This window comes from Haemophilus sp. SZY H8, from assembly GCF_018829755.1.
Taxonomy (GTDB): domain Bacteria; phylum Pseudomonadota; class Gammaproteobacteria; order Enterobacterales; family Pasteurellaceae; genus Haemophilus; species Haemophilus haemolyticus_K.
The window spans coordinates 494,186-516,547 of record NZ_JAHKJY010000001.1; the positions used below are offsets into that span (position 1 = coordinate 494,186).

Here is a 22,362-nt window from a genome sequence, read left to right on the forward strand (position 1 = left end):
AGATCTATATATAGTGCACTCCGCATTTCAAAAACACTATATATTGGAGCTATATCATGAGTAACTTTGGAGTCATCAAGCGCGATGGTTCTCGTGCAGAGTTTGAGATTCAACGTATCATCAATGCCATTAAAAAAGCCGCAAGTGCGGTCAATATTTCCGATGAATTTTATTGCCACCAAATTGGGCAAGAAGTAGGAAATGAAATTTTCACCTATCATCAAGGCGAGATTGATATTAATCAGATTCAAAAAATCGTTGAAGATAAATTGATGGCAAGTCGTTATCCCGAGGTTGCTCGTGCGTATATCGAATATCGTCATGATCGTGATTTAGCCCGCGAAAAACGTAGCCAGCTAACAAAAGAAATTGAAGGTTTGATTGAACAAAGCAACGTAGAATTACTTAATGAAAACGCTAATAAAGACGCGAAAGTGATTCCAACACAACGTGATTTGCTTGCTGGGATTGTGGCAAAACATTATGCAAAGCACCATATTCTTCCCCGCGATGTAGTAGAGGCTCACGAAAAAGGTGAAATTCATTATCACGATTTAGATTACGCACCGTTCTTCCCGATGTTTAACTGTATGTTAGTGGATCTAGAAGGCATGCTTTCTCGTGGTTTTAAAATGGGTAATGCAGAAATCGAACCCCCTAAATCCATTGGCACCGCTACTGCAGTGACTGCACAAATTATCGCCCAAGTCGCTAGCCATATTTACGGCGGCACAACCATTAACCGTATTGATGAAGTGCTTTCCCCTTATGTGCAAATCAGTTACGAAAAACACCTCAAACATGCCCAAGAATGGAATGTGCCTGATGTTGAAGATTATGCCAAAGCATTGATTGAAAAAGAATGTTTCGATGCCTTCCAATCTTTAGAATATGAAGTTAATACACTACATACTTCGAATGGGCAAACACCATTTGTGACCTTTGGTTTTGGTTTAGGTACAAGTTGGCAATCCCGTTTAATTCAGCAAGCTATTTTGAAAAATCGTATTCGTGGACTCGGAAAAAATCATAAAACGCCAGTCTTTCCAAAACTTGTTTTCACCATCAAAAAAGGCTTGAACCAAACTAAAGGCGATCCAAATTACGATATCAAACAACTCGCATTGGAATGTGCATCAAAACGTATGTATCCAGATATTCTCAATTACGATCAGGTTGTCAAAGTCACGGGCTCTTTTAAAGCCCCAATGGGATGCCGTAGCTTTCTAGGTGCATACGAAGAAAACGGACACGAAATTCACGATGGGCGTAATAATCTTGGCGTGGTGAGTTTAAATTTACCGCGTATCGCGTTGGAGTCTAAAAACGAAGAAGATTTCTACCGCACTTTAGATGAACGTTTGGCTATTGCGAAAAAAGCATTAATGACGCGAGTTGCTCGCCTTGAAAATACCAAAGCTCGCGTTGCTCCCATTCTTTATATGGAAGGCGCATGCGGAGTGCGGTTAAAAGCGGATGAAAATGTAGCACAAATTTTCAAAAATGGACGCGCCTCTATTTCGCTCGGCTATATCGGTATTCACGAAACCATTAATGCGCTCTATAACAAAGGGCATATTTTTGATGATGGACAATTACGCGAAAAAGGCATTGCAATTGTTCGCCACCTTAGCGAGGCAGTTAAACGCTGGCAAAAAGAAACAGGCTATGCCTTCAGCCTTTACTCCACACCAAGTGAAAACTTATGTGACCGCTTCTGCCGTCTAGACACTAAAAAATTTGGCGTGATTGAAGGCGTAACGGATAAAGGCTACTACACAAATAGTTACCACTTAGATGTAGAAAAGAAAGTGAATCCTTACGATAAACTAGATTTCGAAATGGCATATCCCCCACTCGCTAGCGGCGGTTTTATTTGCTACGGTGAATATCCAAATATTCAACACAACTTAAAAGCATTGGAAGATGTGTGGGATTATAGCTACGATCGCGTGCCTTACTACGGCACAAACACACCGATTGACGAATGTTATGAATGTGGTTTCACTGGCGAGTTTGAATGTACCAGTAAAGGTTTTGTTTGCCCGAAATGTGGCAATCACGATAGCACAAAAGTGTCAGTCACTCGCCGCGTATGTGGCTATCTAGGCAGCCCTGATGCCCGCCCATTTAATGCGGGAAAACAGGAAGAAGTGAAGCGGAGAGTGAAACATTTATAAAAGTGCGGCTAAATTTAGTCGATAACTTAGGACATTTCTTGAAAAATAATAGGGCGTGCAATACGCCCTTTATTACTCCTATATTACTCCTATTAGCTTTCGATATTTTTATCAATAATAAATCTATATCTACCTCAATCCCTTTCGAACAGGGCAATGTCTTTCGACTTAAGAAATTCTGCTACTTCAATTTTGTTGTCATGGATGTAATTGAATATCATAGTAAAAACAAAATCGGGTACAGGTCGAGATTTATCACTACCAGCTTTACGTTGCCAACAGTTTACTTGGGATTTTGTGATTGAATAACCTTGCTCTTTCATGTAATCAATGAATGATTCGACATTATAAGAAAAAGGGGTCATTCTAAATAATTTAGCAAATATTGTATTTTTATCCATATTTTTGTAAATGTTCAAAATCATTGTTAAAACTCCTAAATTATAACTGTTTAAAAAGAAAATAGCCCTATAAATAACACGTAGGGCATTAATTATTTATGTATTGGCCTAGTTGAAAGACATTGCCCTGTTCCAAAGAGATGAAAATTAAGTTTTTACTTCTATCTTAAAATTATTGCTAGCTTTGGCATTCTCCAAAATCTCCGCTAAAATAACCGCACTTTTATCGTCTCTTCAAGCAAAGCAATATGTCAGATATTCTCAATAACCTTATTCATCTTCTTAAACTTGAAAAAATTGATGATTTAATCTTTCGCGGTGAAAGCCAAGATTTAGGTTTTCGCCAAGTATTTGGCGGGCAAGTTGTAGCTCAAGCGTTATCTGCGGCAATGCAGGTGGCGCCAGAAGATCGCATTTTACATTCTTGTCATGCCTATTTTCTTGCTCCGGGAGACAGCCAATATCCGATTATTTACGATGTGGAAACCTTGCGTGAAGGGCGTAACTTTTCTGCATTACGCGTAAAAGCCATTCAACATAAAAATACTATCTGTCATGTAACCGCTTCTTTCCAAGTGCCGGAAAAAGGTTTTGAGCATCAAAATACAATGCCAAATATTGGCGCACCTGAAGACTTTACAGATGAAAATATGATGCTACAAAAAGTGGCTCAAACCTTGCCAGAACCACTCAATGAAAAATTTGCAGCAGAGCGTCCATTTGAGGTACGTACCAAATATTTGAATAACCCATTTAACGGGACAAAATTGCCAGCCGAGCAATATTCTTGGTTTAAAACCAATGGTGAAACGCCGCTTGATATAAAAATTCAGCAATGTTTATTGGCTTATTTTTCCGATTTTCACTGTATTTTGACCGCACTTCATCCGCATGAAAAAGGCTTTTTACAAAAAGGAATGAAAGTGGCAACTATTGATCATAGTATTTGGTTCCATCGTCCGTTTGATTTAAATCACTGGCATTTGCACGCAATTGAAAGCAATAATGCGTTTGGAGGGCGAGGCTTGGCACGCGGGCAAATTTTCTCGCAAGATGGTCAATTAATCGCGACAACACAACAAGAAGGCTTGATCCGTTTTAACGAATAAGAGAGAAAAAATGACCGCACTTATTACACAATTTTGGCAACAAGTTGAAACCGCACTAAAAACAGCGAATCCACAAGAAAAATGTCGTTTAGTCAATGATCTCTACGATAATCTTCTGCCACAAATTCAGTTGATTAAATTAGACGATTTTCCCGAAGTCGTGCCGCAAGATAATATTGCCGCTTTTCCTAAAAAACCACTCTTAGTTGCACCGAAAGATGTGCCAAAACGTTCTTTTGCCACAGAAGAAGGCTATGCTGCCACATTGCACGCTATCGCACATATTGAGTTTAATGCGATTAATTTAGGCCTAGATGCAGCTTGGCGATTCGGACGTAATGCACAAGAAGAACTAGGAGAAGGTTTGGCCTTTGTGAAAGATTGGTTGCGTGTCGCTCGTGAAGAAAGCACGCACTTTTCCTTAGTCAATGAACATTTGAAAACATTGGGTTATCAATATGGTGATTTTGAAGCTCATGCTGGATTATGGGAAATGGCGCAAGCCACCGCTCACGATATTTGGGAACGAATGGCGTTAGTTCCTCGTGTATTAGAAGCACGGGGCCTCGATGCAACACCTGTTCTGCAAGAGAAAATCGCACAACGTAAAGATTTTGCCGCAGTGAGCATTTTGGATATTATTTTGCGCGATGAAATTGGCCATGTATATATCGGCAATCATTGGTATCACGCACTTTCTAAAAAACGTGGTTTGGATGCGATGAAGTGCTTTACTGAGCTATTACACAAATACCGTATTGTAATTTTTAAAGGTGTCATTAATACCGATGCTCGTATTCAAGCGGGTTTCACGCAGCATGAGTTGGATTGGATTTATGAAGTGGAACAAACATTAAAATCTTACATGAAAAAATAAATATCTTGATGTCTTAGACTTTTTTCGTTTATGCTATTTCTTATTTCCTCATAATGATCTTCAAACTGGAAAACAGAACGCCCAACCCAGTCATCATAAAATAACTACAACAAACAGCCACTCAAATTAAAATGAGTGGTGATATAAAAAAGCCATACAATTTTTAACTGTATGGCTTTATAGAACATAAAATTAAATGTGTTGATTAATAAAATTTGCCAATTGTGTTTTTGGTAATGCCCCAACTTGAGTAGCAACAACTTGACCATTTTTGATCAATAATAATGTTGGGATACTACGAACACCAAATTGTGCTGGCGTTGTTTGGTTATCATCCACATTCATTTTTACAATTTTTACTTTACCTGCAAATTCAGGAGCAAGCTCATCTAAAACAGGCGCAATCATTTTACAAGGACCACACCACGGTGCCCAAAAATCTAATAATACAGGGATATCTGAATTCACAACGATACTTTCAAAGTCAGCATCATTAATATGTAATACTTCGCTCATTTTTATTTCCTTATTTTATGAATAATGTTCAAAACGAGAACATTTTTGATTTACTAGTGGAATGAAGAATAACACTGTTTTAACAAATGTAAACTTATTGTTTTAATTGTCAAAAACTAAATAGCAAGTAAAATCTCACTTCATCCTCATTATTTCAAATTAGAAAATGCCTGTAATAAATCAGCCTTAATATCTTCTACATCTTCAATACCGACTGAAAAACGCAGCAAGGTATTCGTAATTCCACGGGCTACACGCTCAGATTCTGGAATATCCATATGAGTTTGAGTGGCAGGATAAGTAATAAAACTTTCTGTGCCGCCTAGACTTTCTGCAAAAGTAATCAATTTGATGGATTTTAAGAACGGATTAACCCAAGCTTCATCTTGCAAACGGAAAGACAACATCCCACCTTTATTTGGATAAAGCACAGATTCCACTTGTGGTTGAGCTTTTAAAAACTCCGCAATAGCTTGGGCATTTTCTTGATGACGTTTCATGCGTAAAGAAAGGGTTTTCATACCACGAATAGTCAGCCAAGAATCAAAAGGTGAAAGCACCGCTCCTGCACCATTTTGAATATAAGCAATGCGATCACAAAGTTCTTGCCCTTTCGCAACAATCAGCCCAACAAGTGCATCATTATGACCTGCAATATATTTAGTCCCGCTGTGAATCACCACATCTGCGCCTAAATCCAATGGACGAGAAAGCACAGGTGTTAAAAACGTATTGTCCACGATCAACATCAAGTTATGTTTTTTCGCAAGTTTTGCAATTTCAACCACATCACATTCTTCCATTAAAGGATTTGATGGAGTTTCAATAAAAATTGCTTTCGTATTTGGGTTAATTGCCGCCTCAATTTCAGAAGCAGATGCTGTATTGACATAAACAGGCTTTACACTATTGTTATTTTTATAAGAGAAATCTAATAGTCGATAAGTACCACCATACACATCGCTAGAAACGATCCATTCATCTGGGGCAGTGAAAAGCGTTATCAAAACTTGAATTGCAGCCATACCAGAAGAAAAAGCAAAACCACGATCTCCATTTTCTAATTTAGATATCGTTTCTTCTAATACTGTACGAGTTGGGTTTTTAGTCCGCGTATAGTCAAACCCTGTACTCTCACCAATTCCATGATGCCCATAAGCCGTAGAAAGAAAAATTGGCGCAGAAACTGAACCAGTTCGCTTATCACTTCGATTACCAGATTGCGCTAATAAGGTATCAATTGCATATTGTTGTATCATAACATCCTCTAAAAACAATAAAAATTCACCGCACTTTCATGCTATAAAATATGCTGAACATTTTGGCACAAAGGGGAAAGTGATAAAAGCAGAAATTATGTAATTGAATAAATTTCTATTTATTCATCATTTTGTGAGAATTATTTAAACAAAATGAATCTTTTTTAAACGGTTAAAAAAAATTTTTTACTCTATGATTGACAGCTTTTTAAATTTCCGTAAAATGCGCACCACTAACAGCGAATGCGGGAATAGCTCAGTTGGTAGAGCACGACCTTGCCAAGGTCGGGGTCGCGAGTTCGAGCCTCGTTTCCCGCTCCAATTCGTGGCGTGTTAGCAAAGCGGTTATGCACTGGATTGCAAATCCATGTAGCTCGGTTCGACTCCGGGACACGCCTCCATAATACGCAAATGTTAGTTGTCTATATGCCCGAGTGGTGGAATCGGTAGACACAAGGGATTTAAAATCCCTCGCCTTTCGAGGCGTGCCAGTTCAAGTCTGGCTTCGGGCACCATTTAAACACCAATCCAAAGATTTTAAAATTTACTTTAAAATCATCTAATTGGGTCGTTAGCTCAGTCGGTAGAGCAGCGGACTTTTAATCCGTTGGTCGAAGGTTCGAATCCTTCACGACCCACCAATATTAAAAACTTACAACGCTTAAAATTTTATCTTGCGATTACACAAAAAATACTAAATATATTATTCATATTCTATTTAAAATGAAAAAAAATAACTGCACTTAGTTTCCTAATATACAGTTATCTTCGTATTAGCCAGAGAAATTAACGTACCTGACCTAATGGAATTTCAGCATCCGGTTCATTTGTAATCCGATTACGTAAATCACGACGAATCACTTCAATAGTCCAGAACCAGAAAATATGTCCCACTAATTCAGAAATATGTTCATATAATGGCCACTCTGCAACTGGCGGTGTTAAACCTAATGCAGGGAAAGTAATATAGTGAACACAAATATTGGCAATAATACCAGCTCCGATACCCTGCCAAAATTTAATTTTAGGGAAGCGTTCTGCAACTATACAATAACCAATAGCAAATACTAAAGAGAAAATAATATGCGTGACACCAATCCAGTTAAATGCATGATCCGCAAATGTAAATGCAGCTTGAGTTGGGTCAATACCAATGTAATCACGTAAAAAAAACATGTGGTGGATTTAGAAATGCACGTGAGCATACAGAAAGAATCTGGTCTTGACTTAAACCTGTCACATCCACTTTACAAGCTGCGGCAAAGAAGTCAATTGGACTGCGTGGTGGAAATGGATGCTCTGCTCCCCATTTTACAAATGCAGAAATAATTCCTGCGATGATGCCTACAAAAATAGCTACGCCATAACGATGACGATTTGCAGGGCTTTGAGTAAAAATACCTGACATATTTTGCTCCGAAATTAAGAAAAAATAACCGCACTTGCTATACAAAACTCAGTCATAACTAAAATGCGACACAAATTTTGTTTTAATAACAAAATCTAGGTAGGGAGTGTTAAAGAATTTAAAAGATTAGTCAAGTGCCAACTATAAACAACAAATAATTTCACTTATAATGACCCAAAATATTCATTGAGAAGTACTATGTTAGAAATGTTGAGAAATTGGTATATACGCCGATTAAGCGATCCTCAAACAATGGGATTACTTGCTATTTTATTGTTTGGCTTCCTTGCTATTTATTTTTTTGGAAATCTAATCGCACCGCTGCTTATTGCTATCGTATTAGCTTATTTACTCGAAATGCCAATTCGTTTCTTAAACTTACGTTTACGCTTTCCAAGGATCATGGCCACTATTCTTGTCTTTGGTAGCTTTATCAGTATCGCTACCATATTCTTTTTAATTCTTGTACCAATGCTTTGGAATCAAAGTATTTCCTTATTAAGCGATTTACCTGCGATGTTTAATAAACTCAATGAATGGTTACTTAATCTACCAGAGCATTATCCAGAACTCATTGATTATTCTATGGTAGATTCCATTTTTAATTCCGTGCGAGAAAAAATTCTTGGTTTTGGTGAATCAGTGGTGAAACTGTCGTTAACATCAATTATGAACTTAGTTTCTCTCGGTATTTATGCTTTCTTAGTACCACTAATGATGTTTTTCATGTTAAAAGATAAAAAAGAACTTTTACAAGGGGTGAGCCGCTTTCTGCCAAGAAACCGTCATTTAGCTTTCAAGGTTTGGATAGAAATGCAACAACAAATTTCTAATTATATTCATGGTAAATTATTAGAAATTTTGATTGTAACTTTAATTACTTATATTATTTTTCTTATTTTTGGCTTGAATTATCCACTTCTCTTGGCATTTGCTGTAGGGCTTTCAGTGTTAGTGCCTTATATTGGAGCTGTGCTTGTCACCATTCCAGTTGCCTTGGTCGCATTATTCCAATTTGGTGTAAGCCCAACATTTTGGTATATCATCATTGCTTTTGCCATAAGTCAACTTTTAGATGGCAATTTACTTGTTCCTTATTTATTCTCTGAGGCAGTAAACTTACATCCATTAGCGATCATTATTTCAGTATTAATTTTCGGTGGATTGTGGGGGTTCTGGGGCGTATTTTTTGCCATTCCACTAGCAACTTTAGTGAAAGCCGTTCTAAATGCTTTACCTGAAGATTAATATGAAATATTCAGATAAAGGAATAATTTAAAACAGTTTATTTCATTACTACGCGTTTTTAATTACCCTCTAGGATGAAATCTTTCATGCAATCGTTTTAATCGCTCTTTTGCCACATGAGTATAAATCTGTGTTGTGGATAAATCTGTATGCCCTAGCAACATTTGCACCACGCGTAAATCCGCACCGTGATTCACTAAATGGGTGGCAAAAGCATGGCGAAGAACGTGAGGGGAAAGTGCATCAGCATCAATATCTGCGAGAATGGCATAATGTTTTACACGATGCCAGAAAGTTTGACGAGTCATTTGCTGTGCACGTTGACTTGGAAAAACAACATCAGAACTCTGCCCATTTAATAGAACAGGGCGACCATAAAGCATAAATTGACGAACCCAATAGGCAGCTTCTTCCCCCATTGGCACAATACGCTCTTTGTTCCCTTTACCAATCACTCGCACCACGCCTTGTTGCACGCTCATGTTTTCAATCGTAAGCGAAACTAACTCCGTTACACGAAGCCCCGTTGCATAAAGCAACTCTAACATAGCTTTATCACGCAATTCCAAAGGAACTTCCACATCTGGCGTATTGAGCAAATCTGACACTTGTTGCTCAGTTAAATATTTTGGCAAGCGACTGGGTAATTTAGGCGAACTTAGTACCGCACTTGGATCATCTACTCGGTATTTTTCCCGATATAAATATTGGAAAAGTTTACGCATTGCACTTAACGTTCGCGCGGTGCTCGTGGCTTTGTAACCTTTCTCCAAACGTTCGCCCAGAAAACCTTGCAAATCAACAGCATCTAAAGTTTCCAAAGACAAGTCGTTTTTATCCAACCAATCACAAAGTGCGGTTAAATCCAAACGATAAGATTGAACGGTATTTTCTGAGAGACCTTTTTCAATCCAATATTCATTAAGAAACAAATCAATGAGCGCAAGATTTTTCATATTACTTTTCTACAAAGAAAGTGATGTGTCCTATTTATGCTGAACAATCAAAAAGGCATTTAACTTGCGTGGAATCACAAAAAATGCTGCTGCCGCGATGATACTCATAAATACAAATGTCATCGCTGGCGACGTTGGATAAATCATACCTGCAATCGCGGTGAAAATGGCAATGAGCACACCATTCGATAAACCATTATACAAACCTTGTAACTTCGCAATATGACTTTGCGGTTGCGTAGTGATATAGCGAACAATCGCATAATGGCACACGGCATAAGTCAAACTATGCATAAGTTGCAATAAGAATATCAACCAAAAATCTTCAATATATCCCATTACAGCCCAGCGTCCGATGCACGCAAGCGCAGAAATATAAAGTAGCACACTGATAGAAATATTTTGAAATAAGCGACGAGAAAAGAAAAATAATACAATTTCCGCTAATACGCCAATGCCCCAAAGTAAGCTCGTTTGAGAAACAGAGATCCCAATACTTGTCCAATAAATTGTGCTATAAACATAATAAGCCGCATGAGAGCCTTGAATCAGCCCCACTGCAATCATGACTCGCAATGTAATAGGATTTTTCAGTAACGCAATAAAACCAATATTATTTTGATCGCCACTTTCAGGTATTTCATCTTTTGGGGGAATGGTCGGTTTTAAAAGCTGAATGATAGTATAGAAGGATAAAAGTGCGGTTAAAATCCACACGATATTTTGCTCACCTACCCAGCCAATCATGCCACCAAACACTACTACACCAAGAATAAAGGCAGCAGAGCCAATCAAACGTACTTTGCCATAATCCAAGCCGATTTGTCGTTGCCAAGTGGATGCCAACGAATCTCCAATCGGCATTCCCGCTGAATTCACAGAGGCATATAAACCGATAGCAATAAATAACAGCCAAAAATTATGCGCAACTAAGCTCATTGCCGCCATAATAATGGCCGATGCTAACGCCAATAGACGTAAGGAACTAATAATATGATTGGCTTTTTTAATCAGCGATGAAAAAAATAATCCGCCCGCAAATCGAAAAATATAAGCACTCCCGATAACTAAACCAATCATTTCTTCACCATATTGTTGTGATTTCAACCATGCGGGGAAAAACGGCAAAAACACACCATAAGCGCAGTAGTAACCTAGAAAGCTCAGTGCGAGCCAATAAAAAGGACGAACTTGCATCAGAATAAAGTTTCCATTTCTTGTGAACGAGACAAACAAGCCTGCATAGCTTGCTCTATTGTTTGATTAAAATGTTGTGCGTCAAATACTGCTAACGCTGCCGCAGTGGTGCCACCTTTCGAGGTGACATTTTCACGCAAAGTTGAAAGTGCAATTTGCGGATTTTCTATCACCATTTTTGCTGCACCAAGCATGGATTGCTGCACTAATTCACGCGCAGTTTTTTCATCTATATTCATTTTGATTAAGGCTTGCTGCATCACTTCCAGCATTAAAAAGAAATAAGCGGGGCTACTTCCTGAAGCAGCGGTTACTGCGTGCATTTGAGTTTCATCATCCACCCAAACCGTTCTTCCCACAGTTCCCAATAAATCTTGTGCAAAAGTGCGGTAATTTTCACTCGTATTTTTTGGTGCAAATAACCCCGCCATGCCTTCCCCCACTAATGCGGGCGTATTTGGCATGACGCGCACTATTGATTTTATACTTGGAATTAATGCGTTCAAGCGTTCAGTTGAAATACCCGCAGCAATGGAAATTAATAATTTATCAGAAAAATCCACCGCACTTAGCGACGAACAAACTTCAGCCATCATTTGAGGTTTTACCGCAAGCAACACAACTTCCGCTTTGGTTGCACTTTCCACATTATTTTCTGACGTTGCCACGCCAAGATTAGCAAAAAATGCTCTTTTTTCCTCATTCGGATCATTCACAATAATTTGCTCGGCAGGATAACCTTGTTTCAACAAGCCAAGAATAATAGCCTGCGCCATATTGCCGCCGCCAATAAAGGCAATCAATTTGTGTTGCATCGTTTTTCCTACTTTTATGGGCTATAATGCCGCACATTCTACCCTATATTGAAGGAAGTGTTACGATGTGGTTCAAAAATTTAATGACTTATAGACTGACTAAACCGCTAGATTGGGATCTTGCACAGCTACAAACTCAACTGGAAGATTGTCAATTCCATCCTTGCGGTGCTCAAGATCAAAGTAAATTTGGATGGTCAGCTCCATTACGAGGCGCTGATTTACTCTATTTTTCTGTTGGAAAACAAATTCTATTAATCGCCAAAAAAGAGGAAAAAATCTTGCCAGCAAATGTGGTCAAACGTGAACTTGATGAACGCATTGAAAGCCTTGAACAAAAAGAAAATCGCAAACTTAAAAAGGTAGAAAAACAAACATTAAAAAATGATGTCGTGATGAATTTATTACCTCGTGCGTTTAGTAAAAATCAGCATACCGCGCTATGGATTGATACAGAAAATAATCTTGTTCATGTTGATGCAGCATCGAGTAAACGCGCGGAAGATGCGCTCGCATTACTGCGTAAATCCTTAGGTTCGCTCCCTGTTGTGCCTTTAGCCTTTGCTAATGAACCCAGCACGATTTTAACGAATTGGATCCTTCAAGATAGCTTACCGCATTGGTTACTTGCATTAGAAGAAGCCGAGCTTCGTGGCAGTCAGGAAGACAGCGTTATCCGTTGTAAAAAACAACCATTAGAAAATGAAGAAATTCTCGCACTTCTGCAAGATGGCAAAAAAGTAGTGAGCAAATTAGCCTTAGAATGGGAAGATACCTTAACTTTCGTTTTTAACGAAGATTGCACCCTCAAACGTTTAAAATTTGCAGATAGTGTACGAGAAAAAAATGATGATATTCTGAAAGAAGATTTTGCACAGCGTTTCGATGCAGATTTTGTACTGATGACAGGTATTTTAGCCAAACTCACCGAAAATTTATTAGATGAATTTGGCGGAGAAAAAACTAGATTATAAAGATATGCGGCTAAAAAATGCCGCAATTTTATTTTTTAATGTTAGTAAATAACTTTCCTATAAAAATGCTCACTACAAGCATCACGAATGCTGGCACTAACCATGCCATTCCCTCTGATGAAAGAGGAAAATCTTTCAATAATATGTTAATGCTTTCAGGTAACATTTGTACATTATTCAAACTGTCACATAAGCTAAAGCATAGCGTGACAATTAAAGAACTATAGTAAGTCAATTTGATTGATGGTAATTTATCACGTAAAAATTGCAAAAACACTAATACAATCGCTATAGGATAGATCAATAATAGGGCCGGAATCGTAATACGAAGCAAATCAGTTAAGCCATATTGAGAAACAGTAATTGTCATTGCAGTAAAAATTGCTACCCAAAACGGATAAGAAAAACGTACTGAAAATTTCGCAAAATAATCAGCAGCAGCACTCGTTACACCAACAAGAGTAGTTAAACTTGCTAGTACGATAATTCCCGCCATAATCCAAGTACCTGCTGAACCAAACAATGCCCCCACATAACGTGAGAAAACTTGTCCCCCATTTGTTACACCTTCAGCAACCGAGGCACTTGTTGCACCAAGGTAAAAGAGTGAAAAGTATAATCCAGCAAGCAAAATGACTGAAACAAAACCTGCTGAAATGGTATATTTCACAATATCTTTTGTATGAACCACATTTTTTGCGGCAAGTGCACGTGAGACAATTCCTCCAAATGCAATGGCAGCAAGCACATCCATAGTTTGATAACCACTTGTTAAACCGATGAATAAAGCCTGACCTGACTCATAAGCTTTTGTGGGAGCCTGAATCTCGGATAATGGAGAAATAAAAACTGTCACCGCTACCACAACTAATAACACCAATAATGCAGGCGTCATAAATTTACCTACACTTGAAATAATCGTATTTGGACGAATCATAAATCCCATAGCGATTAAGTTAAAAACAAGAGAAAAAACAAATCTAACTGTTGAATTATCCTCCATCAATCCTAAAGGTAACCATGCCATTTCATAAGCAACATTTGTAATTCGCGGCATGGCAAAGGTAGAACCAATTGTTAAATATAAAATAACAAGAAAAGCAGTCCCTGCCCATTTAGGTAAATCTTTCGTTAATTCTTCTCCTCGCCCTAAAATAGAAACAATAACCAATGTAATAAAAGGCATAAAAACACCAGTTAATACAAATCCAAAAGAGGCGCTAGCCCAATTGTACCCGGCAGTAAAACCTTCCATTGGTGGAAAAATAATATTCCCTGCTCCTAAAAATAAAGCGAAGATCATCATCCCCAAAACAATAATATCTTTACGTGAAAACATAATTTCTAACCCTAAAATCGAAAGGAGTGCATTCTACAATAATTTGTTACAATGCACATAAAATCACTATTTAATAATACGAAAAATGAGATATTCATCACAATATAATTCATGTTATCAGCAATTCATACAAAATGCTGGCAAAATCTTTCTCTCGCTCCCCATTTCATATAAAAATATGCTAGTATGCGATCTTTGTTAATTTTTTGTTATTGATTTTTGAAGGGGGATTACGTGTTACAACTTATCCAGCGATTTTTAAAATTAGAATCTGCCGGTGGAATTTTATTACTTTTATCTGCTGTAGCTGCAATGTTATTGGCCAATTCACCATTAAGTGAACAATATAATAACTTCTTAAATTTACCCGTAAGCATACAAATTGGCCATTTTGCAATCGATAAAACATTAATTCATTGGATCAATGATGGCTTTATGGCTGTATTTTTTATATTGGTCGGTATGGAAGTCAAAAAAGAATTATTTGAAGGCTCACTTTCTAGCTATCAACAAGCTATTTTCCCTGCTATAGCCGCAATAGGAGGAATGATTATTCCTGCTATCGTATATTGGTTTATTGCTAAACAAGATCCTAGTTTAGTGAATGGCTGGGCGATTCCTATGGCAACAGACATAGCCTTTGCTCTTGGCATTATGGCGTTGCTCAGTAAACAAGTTCCACTTCCACTCAAAATTTTCTTGCTAGCGCTCGCTATTATAGACGACTTAGGTGCTATCGTTGTCATAGCCCTATTCTTTTCACATGGATTAAGCGTGCAAGCACTCTTCTTTTCAGCTATCGCTATTATCGCATTAGTTTTATTAAACCGATTCAAAGTTTCTGCACTATGTGCCTACATGGTTGTTGGGGCAATTTTATGGGCTTCCGTTTTAAAATCAGGCGTTCATGCAACATTAGCTGGCGTAATTATTGGCTTTTGTATCCCATTGAATGGGAAAAATGGTGAAAAACCACTACATGATTTTGAACATATCCTCGCACCTTGGTCGTCATTTATTATTCTGCCTCTATTTGCTTTTGCTAATGCTGGGGTAAGCTTTGAAGGACTCGATTTCACAATGCTCTCTTCCCCGTTATTATTAGCTATTGCACTTGGCTTAATTATAGGCAAGCCAGTAGGTGTTTTTAGCTTTAGCTATATCTCCGTAAAATTAGGTTTAGCCAAATTACCTAACGGTGTTAATTTTAAACAAATTTTTGCCGTTGCGCTTTTGTGTGGAATTGGCTTTACAATGTCAATGTTTCTCGCAAGCCTTGCATTTGAGGCTGACGCAGGTGAAACTATAAATACTCTATCAAGATTAGGTATTTTATTAGGATCAACTATTTCTGCCATCATCGGCTATTTTTGTTTAAAACAAACGACAAAGCCTTAGCATTATAATTGCAAAGTGCGGTGATTTTTTACCGCACTTTATAACACAATACCACTATCCGCCTTTGTAAAATTCATTACAAATAAACTTTTGAAAGTACGCACATGATACTCCCCTGTTAAAACACGACGAGTAAACGCATGATAACTTTCCATATCTTTAACATGTAATAGCAACATAAAATCATAATCTCCAGAAATTTCATAACAACTGACAACATCTGATTCTTGTCTCATTTTACGCTCAAACTGCTCTTGATAATAAGAATGTTGATTGTTCATTTCCACCATCACAAATACACTAATTGTCCGCCCTACAGCTTTAGGAGAAACAATAGCCACTTGTTTAGTTATCACGCCTTTTTCTATTAAAAATTGAATTCGTCGTTGGCAAGTTGCAATAGAACTATTAACATTTACAGCCAATTCTTTTAAAGGTATTGTTGCATCTTGTTGTAATGCATTTAGAATATCTCGATCTAATTTATCAAGGGAATTCATAAAAATTTTTCTCACAAATCTGGCTAAATAGATAAAATTTATCACAAAACCTCATAAATTGAGAATTTTTATTTCTATAACAACCTATAATAATTTCATCTTCAATGATGGAGTTTTCAATGAAATTAATGACTCAAGGCATATTGCTTTGCATCTTTTCTCAACTTTTATTTGGTGTCCTTTATTTATTCAGCTTATGGTTACAACCATTAAGTGGAACTGACGTTTTCGCGTGGCGAATGGTAACAATGATATTTGGTCTATTATTGATTTTATTTCCAACAATTGGTTGTAAATCAATTTTACATTTAATAACCAACATACTTGGCTATAACTGGAAACGTTGGATACTTTTCTTACTCGGTACATTTGATGCAGGAAGCCAATTTTGGCTCTTTATGTGGGCTCCGCTTAATAACGAAGGTGTAAATATTGCTATGGGATACTTCCTTTTTCCGCTTGTGATGGCTCTATTTGGAAGAATTTGGCTTAAGGAACAATTATCATCCACTCAAAAAATTGCTTTATTACTTGCCGCTTGTGGTGTATTCCATGAACTCTGGCATACACAAAGTTTTTCATGGACAAGCCTTTGGGTTTGTGCAGTATATCCCTTCTATTATTTAAGTAGAAAAGCCATGAAAATTCCTGCCTTGCAAGGCATTACCCTTGATGTAATCTTAATATCCATTCCTTCTGTCATTTATTTATCTTACCAAAGCGATAGTTTGTCTTTGATTCTTAATAATTTTCACTACTGGTACTTATTACCAGCACTAGGAATTGTCAGTGCAGTTTCACTTTCTGCAAATTTAAAATCTAGCCAGCAAATTCCTGTTAGCATTTTTGCCGTATTAAGCTATATCGAACCAGTCTTATTATTTCTAGTTGCAGTATTTATTTTAAATATTCCAATGACGATAAGTGACTACTTCACCTACGTTCCTATTTGGCTAAGCTTAGGCTTGTTAGGATTAAATGGATTAATAAAAAAGCGAGGTAATTATTAATTACATTATATGATTGCTTACTATCAGCTTTGTTCCTTTATAACAATAAAATTCCCCTTATAGGATCATTTCACACTAGCCTGTTTTAATCCTTTCGGCTAAAATCTCGCCATTTCTATTTTAATGAGGAGAAAATCTATGAACTTCCCGAAAATAGCTGAACAAGTGATTGAAAAACTTGGTGGTAAAAATAACATTGCTACAGCAGCTCACTGTGCAACACGTTTACGTATCGTATTAAACGATGAAAGCAAAGTGAATAAAGAAGGTATCGAAGCAATTGAAGGGGTAAAAGGCCAATTCTCTGTGGCGGGTCAGTACCAAATTATTTTTGGCTCAGGTACGGTCAATAAAGTTCATGAACAACTTACTAAACAACTTGGTATTGGTGATGTAAGTAAAGCTGAAGTTGCAGAAGCAGCCTTAGGCCAACAGAATTTACTACAACGTATAGTAAAAGGTTTAGCCGATATTTTTGTCCCAATTATTCCAGCTATCGTTGCTGGAGGTCTATTAATGGGACTTTATTCAATGCTAACCTCTATCGGTTTCTTTTGGGATAATCATTCTGTTGTCACAAAGTATCCTGAAATATCTGATTTAGTTGATTTCATCAATACAATTGCAAATGCACCGTTTGTATTCTTACCTGTATTACTTGGTTTTTCAGCAACACGTAAATTTGGTGGAAATCCCTTCTTAGGCGCAGCATTAGGTATGCTTTTAGTCCATCCTTCATTATCTGATGGCTGGAATTATGCAAAAATATTGATGGAAGGAAATATTAAATACTGGAATGTATTTGGTCTTGAAATTGAAAAAGTTGGCTATCAAGGAACAGTTATTCCAACAATTATTTCGGCTTGGGTATTAGCAACATTAGAAAAGAATTTCCGTAAATTTATACCATCTTATTTAGATAACTTAATTACCCCAATGTTTTCACTTTTTATTGCGGGTTTCCTTGCATTTACGGTAATTGGTCCATTTGGTCGAGAGGCAGGCTCTCTTATTTCAGCTGGATTAACTTGGTTATATGATACATTAGGTTTCTTTGGTGGAGCGATTTTCGGTACTTTATATGCACCAATTGTCATTACAGGTATGCATCAAACCTTTATCGCAGTAGAAACTCAATTGCTTGCCGAAATCACACAAACTGGAGGAACATTCATCTTCCCAATTGCAGCAATGTCAAATATTGCACAGGGCGCAGCTTGTTTAGGTGTAGCCTTAGCATTAAAAGATGCCAAAATTCGTGGATTAGCTGTACCTTCAGGTATTTCTGCATTATTAGGTATCACAGAACCCGCTATGTTTGGCGTAAATTTACGTTACCGCCAAGCATTTATTGCTGCGATGATTGGCTCTGGGTTAGCTAGTGCATTTATTGCATTCTTTAACGTAAAAGCGATTGCATTGGGTGCCGCTGGTTTCTTAGGTATCCCATCTATCAAACCGGACAGTTTGGCAATGTATAGTATAGGAATGGTTATTTCGTTTGTTGTGGCATTCAGCTTATCTTTCTTATTTGTAAGACGTGCACATACTAAATAACCTCATTACATCAAACAAATCACAATAAGAATCAAAAAGATAAATTTCTGCTAGAAATATATCAAAAAATAACCGCACGTCAGATCAAAGTGCGGTTATTTTCTTAACGTTTTTCCAAAATTGGTTTAAGGAATCTGGCAGTATGAGATCCTTCGACTTTAGCAACTTCTTCAGGCGTGCCTGTAGCAATAATTTGTCCGCCACCGCTTCCCCCTTCAGGGCCAAGATCGACAATCCAGTCTGCCGTTTTAATCACATCAAGATTGTGTTCAATGACGACAATAGTATTTCCTTGAGCGCGTAATCGATGCAGTACTTCAAGTAATTGCTTAATGTCAGCAAAATGCAAACCCGTCGTCGGCTCATCTAGAATATACAAGGTTTTACCTGTATCACGTTTAGAAAGCTCTGTCGCTAGCTTAACGCGCTGCGCTTCACCGCCTGAAAGTGTTGTGGAAGACTGACCTAATCGAATATAGGATAATCCCACATCCATCAATGTTTGTAATTTTCTTGCAATCATTGGAATCGCATCAAAAAACTCGCGAGCCTCTTCCACCGTCATATCTAAAACTTGATGAATCGTTTTACCTTTATAACGAATTTCTAAGGTTTCGCGGTTATAGCGTTTACCTTTACATTGGTCGCAAGGGACATAAACATCGGGTAAAAAGTGCATTTCAACTTTGAGTACACCATCGCCCTGACAAGCTTCACAGCGTCCACCACGTACATTAAAGCTAAAACGCCCTGGATTATAACCACGCGCACGCGCTTCTGGCACTCCTGCAAAAAGTTCACGAATCGGAGTAAATAAACCTGTATAAGTGGCTGGATTTGAACGTGGCGTACGTCCAATCGGGCTTTGGTTAATATCAATAACTTTATCGAAATGTTCTAATCCATCGATAGATTGATAAGGTGCATAATCGGTTTTTTCAGCTCTATTTAATGCATTTTGCGCAAGTGGAAATAAAGTGTCATTAATGAGTGTTGATTTTCCTGAGCCTGATACACCAGTTACGCAAGTAAACAAGCCAACGGGAATATCTAAATTTACATTTTTTAAATTATTGCCTGATGCCCCTTTAAGTTTTAGCCATTTTTTCTTATCAAGTGCAGTGCGTTTTTTAGGAATTTCGATTTTATCTGCGCCCGATAAGAATTTTCCTGTGATGGAATTTGGATTCAGCATAATTTCATCAGCATTTCCTTGCGCAATAACTTGCCCGCCATGCACGCCTGCTCCAGGACCGATATCAATAATATGGTCAGCTGCACGAATCGCGTCTTCATCGTGTTCCACGACAATTACCGTATTACCAAGATTACGCAGATGAATTAATGTGTTAAGTAAGCGTTCATTATCACGTTGGTGCAAGCCAATAGAAGGTTCATCTAATACATACATCACACCAACAAGCCCCGCACCAATTTGGCTAGCAAGGCGAATACGTTGTGCTTCACCGCCTGAAAGAGTTTCAGCAGAACGAGAAAGAGAAAGATAATTCAAGCCAACATTGACTAAAAACTGCAAACGCTCGCGAATTTCTTTAAGAATTTTTTCCGCAATTTGCGCTTTTTGACCAGTGAGAGAAAGTGCAGTGAAAAATTCGAGCGTTTCACCAATACTTTTTTCCGCGATCATCGGTAAATTCGTTTTTTCGATATACACATTACGCGCTTCTGGTCGTAAACGAGATCCGCCACAGTCTGCACAAGGGCGATTGCTAATATTTTTCGCTAATTCTTCTCGCACCGACATTGATTCTGTTTCTTTATATCGGCGAGCCATATTATTCAAAATACCTTCAAAAGGATGCTTGCGAATAACCACATCGCCACGATCATTCATATATTGGAATTCAATTTCCTCTTTACCTGAACCATGCATAATGATGTGTTGAATTTTCTTTGGCAAAGATTCATAGGGCGCTTCAACATCAAAATTATAATGTTTCGCCAATGAGGTGAGCATTTGATAATAATAAAAATTACGACGATCCCAACCTTTCACCGCACCACCAGCAAGGGAAATAGTTGGATTTTGTACCACTCGCTCTTCATCAAAATATTGTTGCATACCCAAACCATCACAAGTAGGGCACGCTCCGGCTGGATTATTAAAGGAAAATAAACGAGGTTCTAATTCTGGCACAGAATAACCGCAATGCGGACAAGCAAAATTTGCCGAAAAAACTAATTCTTCCGCTTTCGGATTATCCATATCTGCCACAATCGCGGTGCCACCTGAAAGCTCTAATGCGGTTTCAAAAGACTCAGCTAAACGTGTTGCTAAATCTGACCGCACTTTAAAGCGATCCACCACTACTTCAATAGTATGTTTTTTCTGTAACTCTAATTTTGGTGGATCAGATAAATCGCAAATTTCGCCATCAATACGCGCACGAATGTAACCTTGTGCAGCAATATTTTCTAAAATCTTAACGTGTTCGCCTTTTCGATTTTTGACAACTGGCGCAAGTAACATCATCTTGCTGTCTTCTGGCAAACTTAATACCTTGTCCACCATTTGACTAATCGTTTGTGCCGTTAATGGAACATCATGATCTGGACAACGCGGTTCACCTACTCGAGCAAACAATAAACGTAAATAATCATAAATTTCCGTAATTGTTCCCACCGTAGAACGTGGATTGTGTGAGGTAGATTTTTGTTCAATCGAAATTGCAGGCGAAAGTCCCTCAATAGAATCCACATCAGGCTTTTCCATTAAAGATAAAAACTGACGTGCATACGCCGAAAGAGATTCAACATAGCGGCGCTGCCCTTCTGCATAAAGTGTATCAAACGCTAAAGAAGATTTTCCCGAACCTGAAAGCCCTGTGATAACCACAAGTTTATTGCGTGGAATAGTTAAATTAATATTTTTCAGGTTATGGGTTCTAGCCCCGCGAATATCGATATTTTCCATAAAATAACTCAAAAGGATGAAATAAGTTTAAATTCTGCGATCATTATCGCATATTTTAACATCTGTGCAAATATCCAGTTAAAATATATAGATCTTTTGAAAAATTTCAGGCAAAATAACCGCACTTTTTAAGATAAAAAATGAGGTTTTTTATGGCTGGAGTTAATAAAGTCATTATTGTGGGTCATCTAGGCAATGATCCTGAAATTCGTACCATGCCAAATGGCGATGCTGTAGCAAATATTAGCGTAGCGACTAGTGAAAGCTGGAATGACCGCAATACTGGCGAGCGCCGTGAAGTAACGGAATGGCACCGCATTGTATTCTATCGTCGTCAAGCGGAGATTTGTGGTGAATATTTGCGTAAAGGCTCCCAAGTTTATGTGGAAGGTCGTCTAAAAACGCGTAAATGGCAAGATCAAAATGGCCAAGATCGTTACACCACAGAAATTCAAGGTGATGTAATGCAAATGCTTGGTGCGCGTAATCAAAACGCAGGTGGCTACCCTAGTGATATGGGATCTGCACCACAACCATCTTACCAAGCTCGTCAAACTAACAATGGTGGTAGTTACCAATCATCTCGTCCAGCACCACAACAAGCTGTACCACAGGCTGAGCCACCAATGGATGGATTTGATGACGATATCCCATTTTAATTAAAATAATTTGAAAACCATCTT

The 22,362-nt window shown here is 37.8% G+C and carries 17 protein-coding genes, 4 tRNA genes and 1 pseudogene; 13 read left to right on the top strand and 9 right to left on the bottom strand.

Annotated elements, in window-relative coordinates:
• Positions 1-56 precede the first annotated feature (56 nt).
• From nrdD to KKW16_RS02345, 3 genes are all read left to right on the top strand, one after another.
• Complete coding sequence (gene nrdD, locus KKW16_RS02335; RefSeq protein ID WP_048954174.1) at positions 57-2,180, top strand: anaerobic ribonucleoside-triphosphate reductase; 2,124 nt, start codon at positions 57-59, stop codon at positions 2,178-2,180.
• A 649-nt stretch (positions 2,181-2,829) separates the two neighbouring features.
• On the top strand, positions 2,830-3,690 hold the full coding sequence (gene tesB, locus KKW16_RS02340; protein ID WP_048954176.1) for an acyl-CoA thioesterase II: 861 nt from the start codon (positions 2,830-2,832) through the stop codon (positions 3,688-3,690).
• A gap of 10 nt (positions 3,691-3,700) precedes the next feature.
• Complete coding sequence (locus tag KKW16_RS02345) at positions 3,701-4,567, top strand: ferritin-like domain-containing protein (RefSeq protein WP_048954177.1); 867 nt, start codon at positions 3,701-3,703, stop codon at positions 4,565-4,567.
• A 192-nt stretch (positions 4,568-4,759) separates the two neighbouring features.
• Here KKW16_RS02345 and trxA read toward each other — a convergent pair whose 3' ends face one another.
• Together trxA and KKW16_RS02355 are read right to left on the bottom strand one after the other, a co-directional pair.
• The gene (trxA, locus tag KKW16_RS02350; RefSeq protein ID WP_048954178.1) at positions 4,760-5,083 is read right to left on the bottom strand and encodes a thioredoxin; all 324 of its coding nucleotides are present in this window, start codon (positions 5,081-5,083) and stop codon (positions 4,760-4,762) included.
• A 149-nt stretch (positions 5,084-5,232) separates the two neighbouring features.
• Entirely contained in the window at positions 5,233-6,342 is a 1,110-nt protein-coding gene (locus KKW16_RS02355; RefSeq protein ID WP_048954179.1) for a methionine biosynthesis PLP-dependent protein, read from the bottom strand.
• A 245-nt stretch (positions 6,343-6,587) separates the two neighbouring features.
• Between KKW16_RS02355 and KKW16_RS02360 the strand changes: the two genes are divergently transcribed.
• The 4 genes from KKW16_RS02360 to KKW16_RS02375 all read left to right on the top strand — a co-directional run bounded on the left by KKW16_RS02360 (position 6,588) and on the right by KKW16_RS02375 (position 6,983).
• Positions 6,588-6,663: transfer RNA gene (locus tag KKW16_RS02360), tRNA-Gly, on the top strand.
• Between the two features lie 6 nt (positions 6,664-6,669).
• Positions 6,670-6,743, top strand: a tRNA-Cys gene (locus KKW16_RS02365).
• 27 nt (positions 6,744-6,770) lie between these two features.
• Positions 6,771-6,857, top strand: a tRNA-Leu gene (locus KKW16_RS02370).
• 50 nt (positions 6,858-6,907) lie between these two features.
• Positions 6,908-6,983: transfer RNA gene (locus tag KKW16_RS02375), tRNA-Lys, on the top strand.
• Positions 6,984-7,128: 145 nt separating this feature from the next.
• Here KKW16_RS02375 and KKW16_RS02380 read toward each other — a convergent pair.
• Positions 7,129-7,750, bottom strand: a pseudogene (locus KKW16_RS02380) (YagU family protein).
• Positions 7,751-7,948: 198 nt separating this feature from the next.
• On the opposite strand from KKW16_RS02380, the gene KKW16_RS02385 reads away from it, so the two are divergent.
• The gene (locus tag KKW16_RS02385) at positions 7,949-8,998 is read left to right on the top strand and encodes an AI-2E family transporter (protein WP_048954180.1); all 1,050 of its coding nucleotides are present in this window, start codon (positions 7,949-7,951) and stop codon (positions 8,996-8,998) included.
• Positions 8,999-9,060: 62 nt separating this feature from the next.
• On the opposite strand, the gene xerD is transcribed toward KKW16_RS02385, so the two are convergent.
• The 3 genes from xerD to proC are packed head-to-tail and all read right to left on the bottom strand — an operon-like array spanning position 9,061 to position 11,966.
• On the bottom strand, positions 9,061-9,954 hold the full coding sequence (gene xerD, locus KKW16_RS02390) for a site-specific tyrosine recombinase XerD (protein ID WP_048954181.1): 894 nt from the start codon (positions 9,952-9,954) through the stop codon (positions 9,061-9,063).
• A gap of 30 nt (positions 9,955-9,984) precedes the next feature.
• Entirely contained in the window at positions 9,985-11,151 is a 1,167-nt protein-coding gene (locus tag KKW16_RS02395) for a 3-phenylpropionate MFS transporter (RefSeq protein ID WP_048954182.1), read from the bottom strand.
• Positions 11,151-11,966 carry a pyrroline-5-carboxylate reductase gene (gene proC / locus KKW16_RS02400; protein ID WP_048954183.1) on the bottom strand — a complete coding sequence of 272 codons (816 nt, stop codon included), beginning with the start codon at positions 11,964-11,966 and terminating at the stop codon, positions 11,151-11,153. Before proC ends, KKW16_RS02395 begins: the two co-directional genes overlap by 1 nt.
• Positions 11,967-12,031: 65 nt before the next feature.
• Between proC and rdgC the strand changes: the two genes are divergently transcribed.
• Complete coding sequence (gene rdgC, locus KKW16_RS02405; protein ID WP_048954184.1) at positions 12,032-12,940, top strand: recombination-associated protein RdgC; 909 nt, start codon at positions 12,032-12,034, stop codon at positions 12,938-12,940.
• A gap of 28 nt (positions 12,941-12,968) precedes the next feature.
• On the opposite strand, the gene brnQ is transcribed toward rdgC, so the two are convergent.
• Complete coding sequence (gene brnQ, locus KKW16_RS02410) at positions 12,969-14,279, bottom strand: branched-chain amino acid transport system II carrier protein (RefSeq protein WP_048954185.1); 1,311 nt, start codon at positions 14,277-14,279, stop codon at positions 12,969-12,971.
• Positions 14,280-14,513: 234 nt separating this feature from the next.
• Between brnQ and nhaA the strand changes: the two genes are divergently transcribed.
• Positions 14,514-15,677, top strand: coding sequence for a Na+/H+ antiporter NhaA (nhaA, locus tag KKW16_RS02415; RefSeq protein WP_065264513.1), 1,164 nt, complete (start codon positions 14,514-14,516; stop codon positions 15,675-15,677).
• 38 nt (positions 15,678-15,715) lie between these two features.
• On the opposite strand, the gene KKW16_RS02420 is transcribed toward nhaA, so the two are convergent.
• Positions 15,716-16,177 (bottom strand): Lrp/AsnC family transcriptional regulator, encoded by a 462-nt coding sequence (locus KKW16_RS02420; protein ID WP_048954187.1) that lies wholly within the window; start codon positions 16,175-16,177, stop codon positions 15,716-15,718.
• 119 nt (positions 16,178-16,296) lie between these two features.
• On the opposite strand from KKW16_RS02420, the gene rarD reads away from it, so the two are divergent.
• Together rarD and KKW16_RS02430 are read left to right on the top strand one after the other, a co-directional pair.
• Positions 16,297-17,187 carry an EamA family transporter RarD gene (gene rarD, locus KKW16_RS02425; RefSeq protein WP_048954188.1) on the top strand — a complete coding sequence of 297 codons (891 nt, stop codon included), beginning with the start codon at positions 16,297-16,299 and terminating at the stop codon, positions 17,185-17,187.
• A gap of 138 nt (positions 17,188-17,325) precedes the next feature.
• Complete coding sequence (locus KKW16_RS02430; protein WP_048954189.1) at positions 17,326-18,744, top strand: sucrose-specific PTS transporter subunit IIBC; 1,419 nt, start codon at positions 17,326-17,328, stop codon at positions 18,742-18,744.
• Between the two features lie 103 nt (positions 18,745-18,847).
• Here the strand turns inward: KKW16_RS02430 and uvrA are convergent, their stop codons facing one another.
• Positions 18,848-21,679: an excinuclease ABC subunit UvrA gene (gene uvrA, locus KKW16_RS02435; RefSeq protein WP_048954190.1), complete on the bottom strand. Its 2,832-nt coding sequence runs from the start codon at positions 21,677-21,679 to the stop codon at positions 18,848-18,850.
• A 152-nt stretch (positions 21,680-21,831) separates the two neighbouring features.
• Here uvrA and KKW16_RS02440 point away from each other — a divergent pair, with 152 nt between their 5' ends.
• Entirely contained in the window at positions 21,832-22,338 is a 507-nt protein-coding gene (locus KKW16_RS02440) for a single-stranded DNA-binding protein (protein ID WP_048954191.1), read from the top strand.
• The last annotated feature ends 24 nt before the right edge of the window (positions 22,339-22,362 follow it).

Bases quoted from the DNA above. Each gene is read 5' to 3' on its own strand.
- nrdD (WP_048954174.1), top strand. From the start codon at position 57: ATGAGTAACTTTGGAGTCATCAAGCGCGATGGTTCTCGTGCAGAGTTT.
- tesB (WP_048954176.1), top strand. From the start codon at position 2,830: ATGTCAGATATTCTCAATAACCTTATTCATCTTCTTAAACTTGAAAAA.
- KKW16_RS02345 (WP_048954177.1), top strand. From the start codon at position 3,701: ATGACCGCACTTATTACACAATTTTGGCAACAAGTTGAAACCGCACTA.
- trxA (WP_048954178.1), bottom strand. From the start codon at position 5,083: ATGAGCGAAGTATTACATATTAATGATGCTGACTTTGAAAGTATCGTT.
- KKW16_RS02355 (WP_048954179.1), bottom strand. From the start codon at position 6,342: ATGATACAACAATATGCAATTGATACCTTATTAGCGCAATCTGGTAAT.
- KKW16_RS02385 (WP_048954180.1), top strand. From the start codon at position 7,949: ATGTTAGAAATGTTGAGAAATTGGTATATACGCCGATTAAGCGATCCT.
- xerD (WP_048954181.1), bottom strand. From the start codon at position 9,954: ATGAAAAATCTTGCGCTCATTGATTTGTTTCTTAATGAATATTGGATT.
- KKW16_RS02395 (WP_048954182.1), bottom strand. From the start codon at position 11,151: ATGCAAGTTCGTCCTTTTTATTGGCTCGCACTGAGCTTTCTAGGTTAC.
- proC (WP_048954183.1), bottom strand. From the start codon at position 11,966: ATGCAACACAAATTGATTGCCTTTATTGGCGGCGGCAATATGGCGCAG.
- rdgC (WP_048954184.1), top strand. From the start codon at position 12,032: ATGTGGTTCAAAAATTTAATGACTTATAGACTGACTAAACCGCTAGAT.
- brnQ (WP_048954185.1), bottom strand. From the start codon at position 14,279: ATGTTTTCACGTAAAGATATTATTGTTTTGGGGATGATGATCTTCGCT.
- KKW16_RS02420 (WP_048954187.1), bottom strand. From the start codon at position 16,177: ATGAATTCCCTTGATAAATTAGATCGAGATATTCTAAATGCATTACAA.
- rarD (WP_048954188.1), top strand. From the start codon at position 16,297: ATGAAATTAATGACTCAAGGCATATTGCTTTGCATCTTTTCTCAACTT.
- KKW16_RS02430 (WP_048954189.1), top strand. From the start codon at position 17,326: ATGAACTTCCCGAAAATAGCTGAACAAGTGATTGAAAAACTTGGTGGT.
- uvrA (WP_048954190.1), bottom strand. From the start codon at position 21,679: ATGGAAAATATCGATATTCGCGGGGCTAGAACCCATAACCTGAAAAAT.
- KKW16_RS02440 (WP_048954191.1), top strand. From the start codon at position 21,832: ATGGCTGGAGTTAATAAAGTCATTATTGTGGGTCATCTAGGCAATGAT.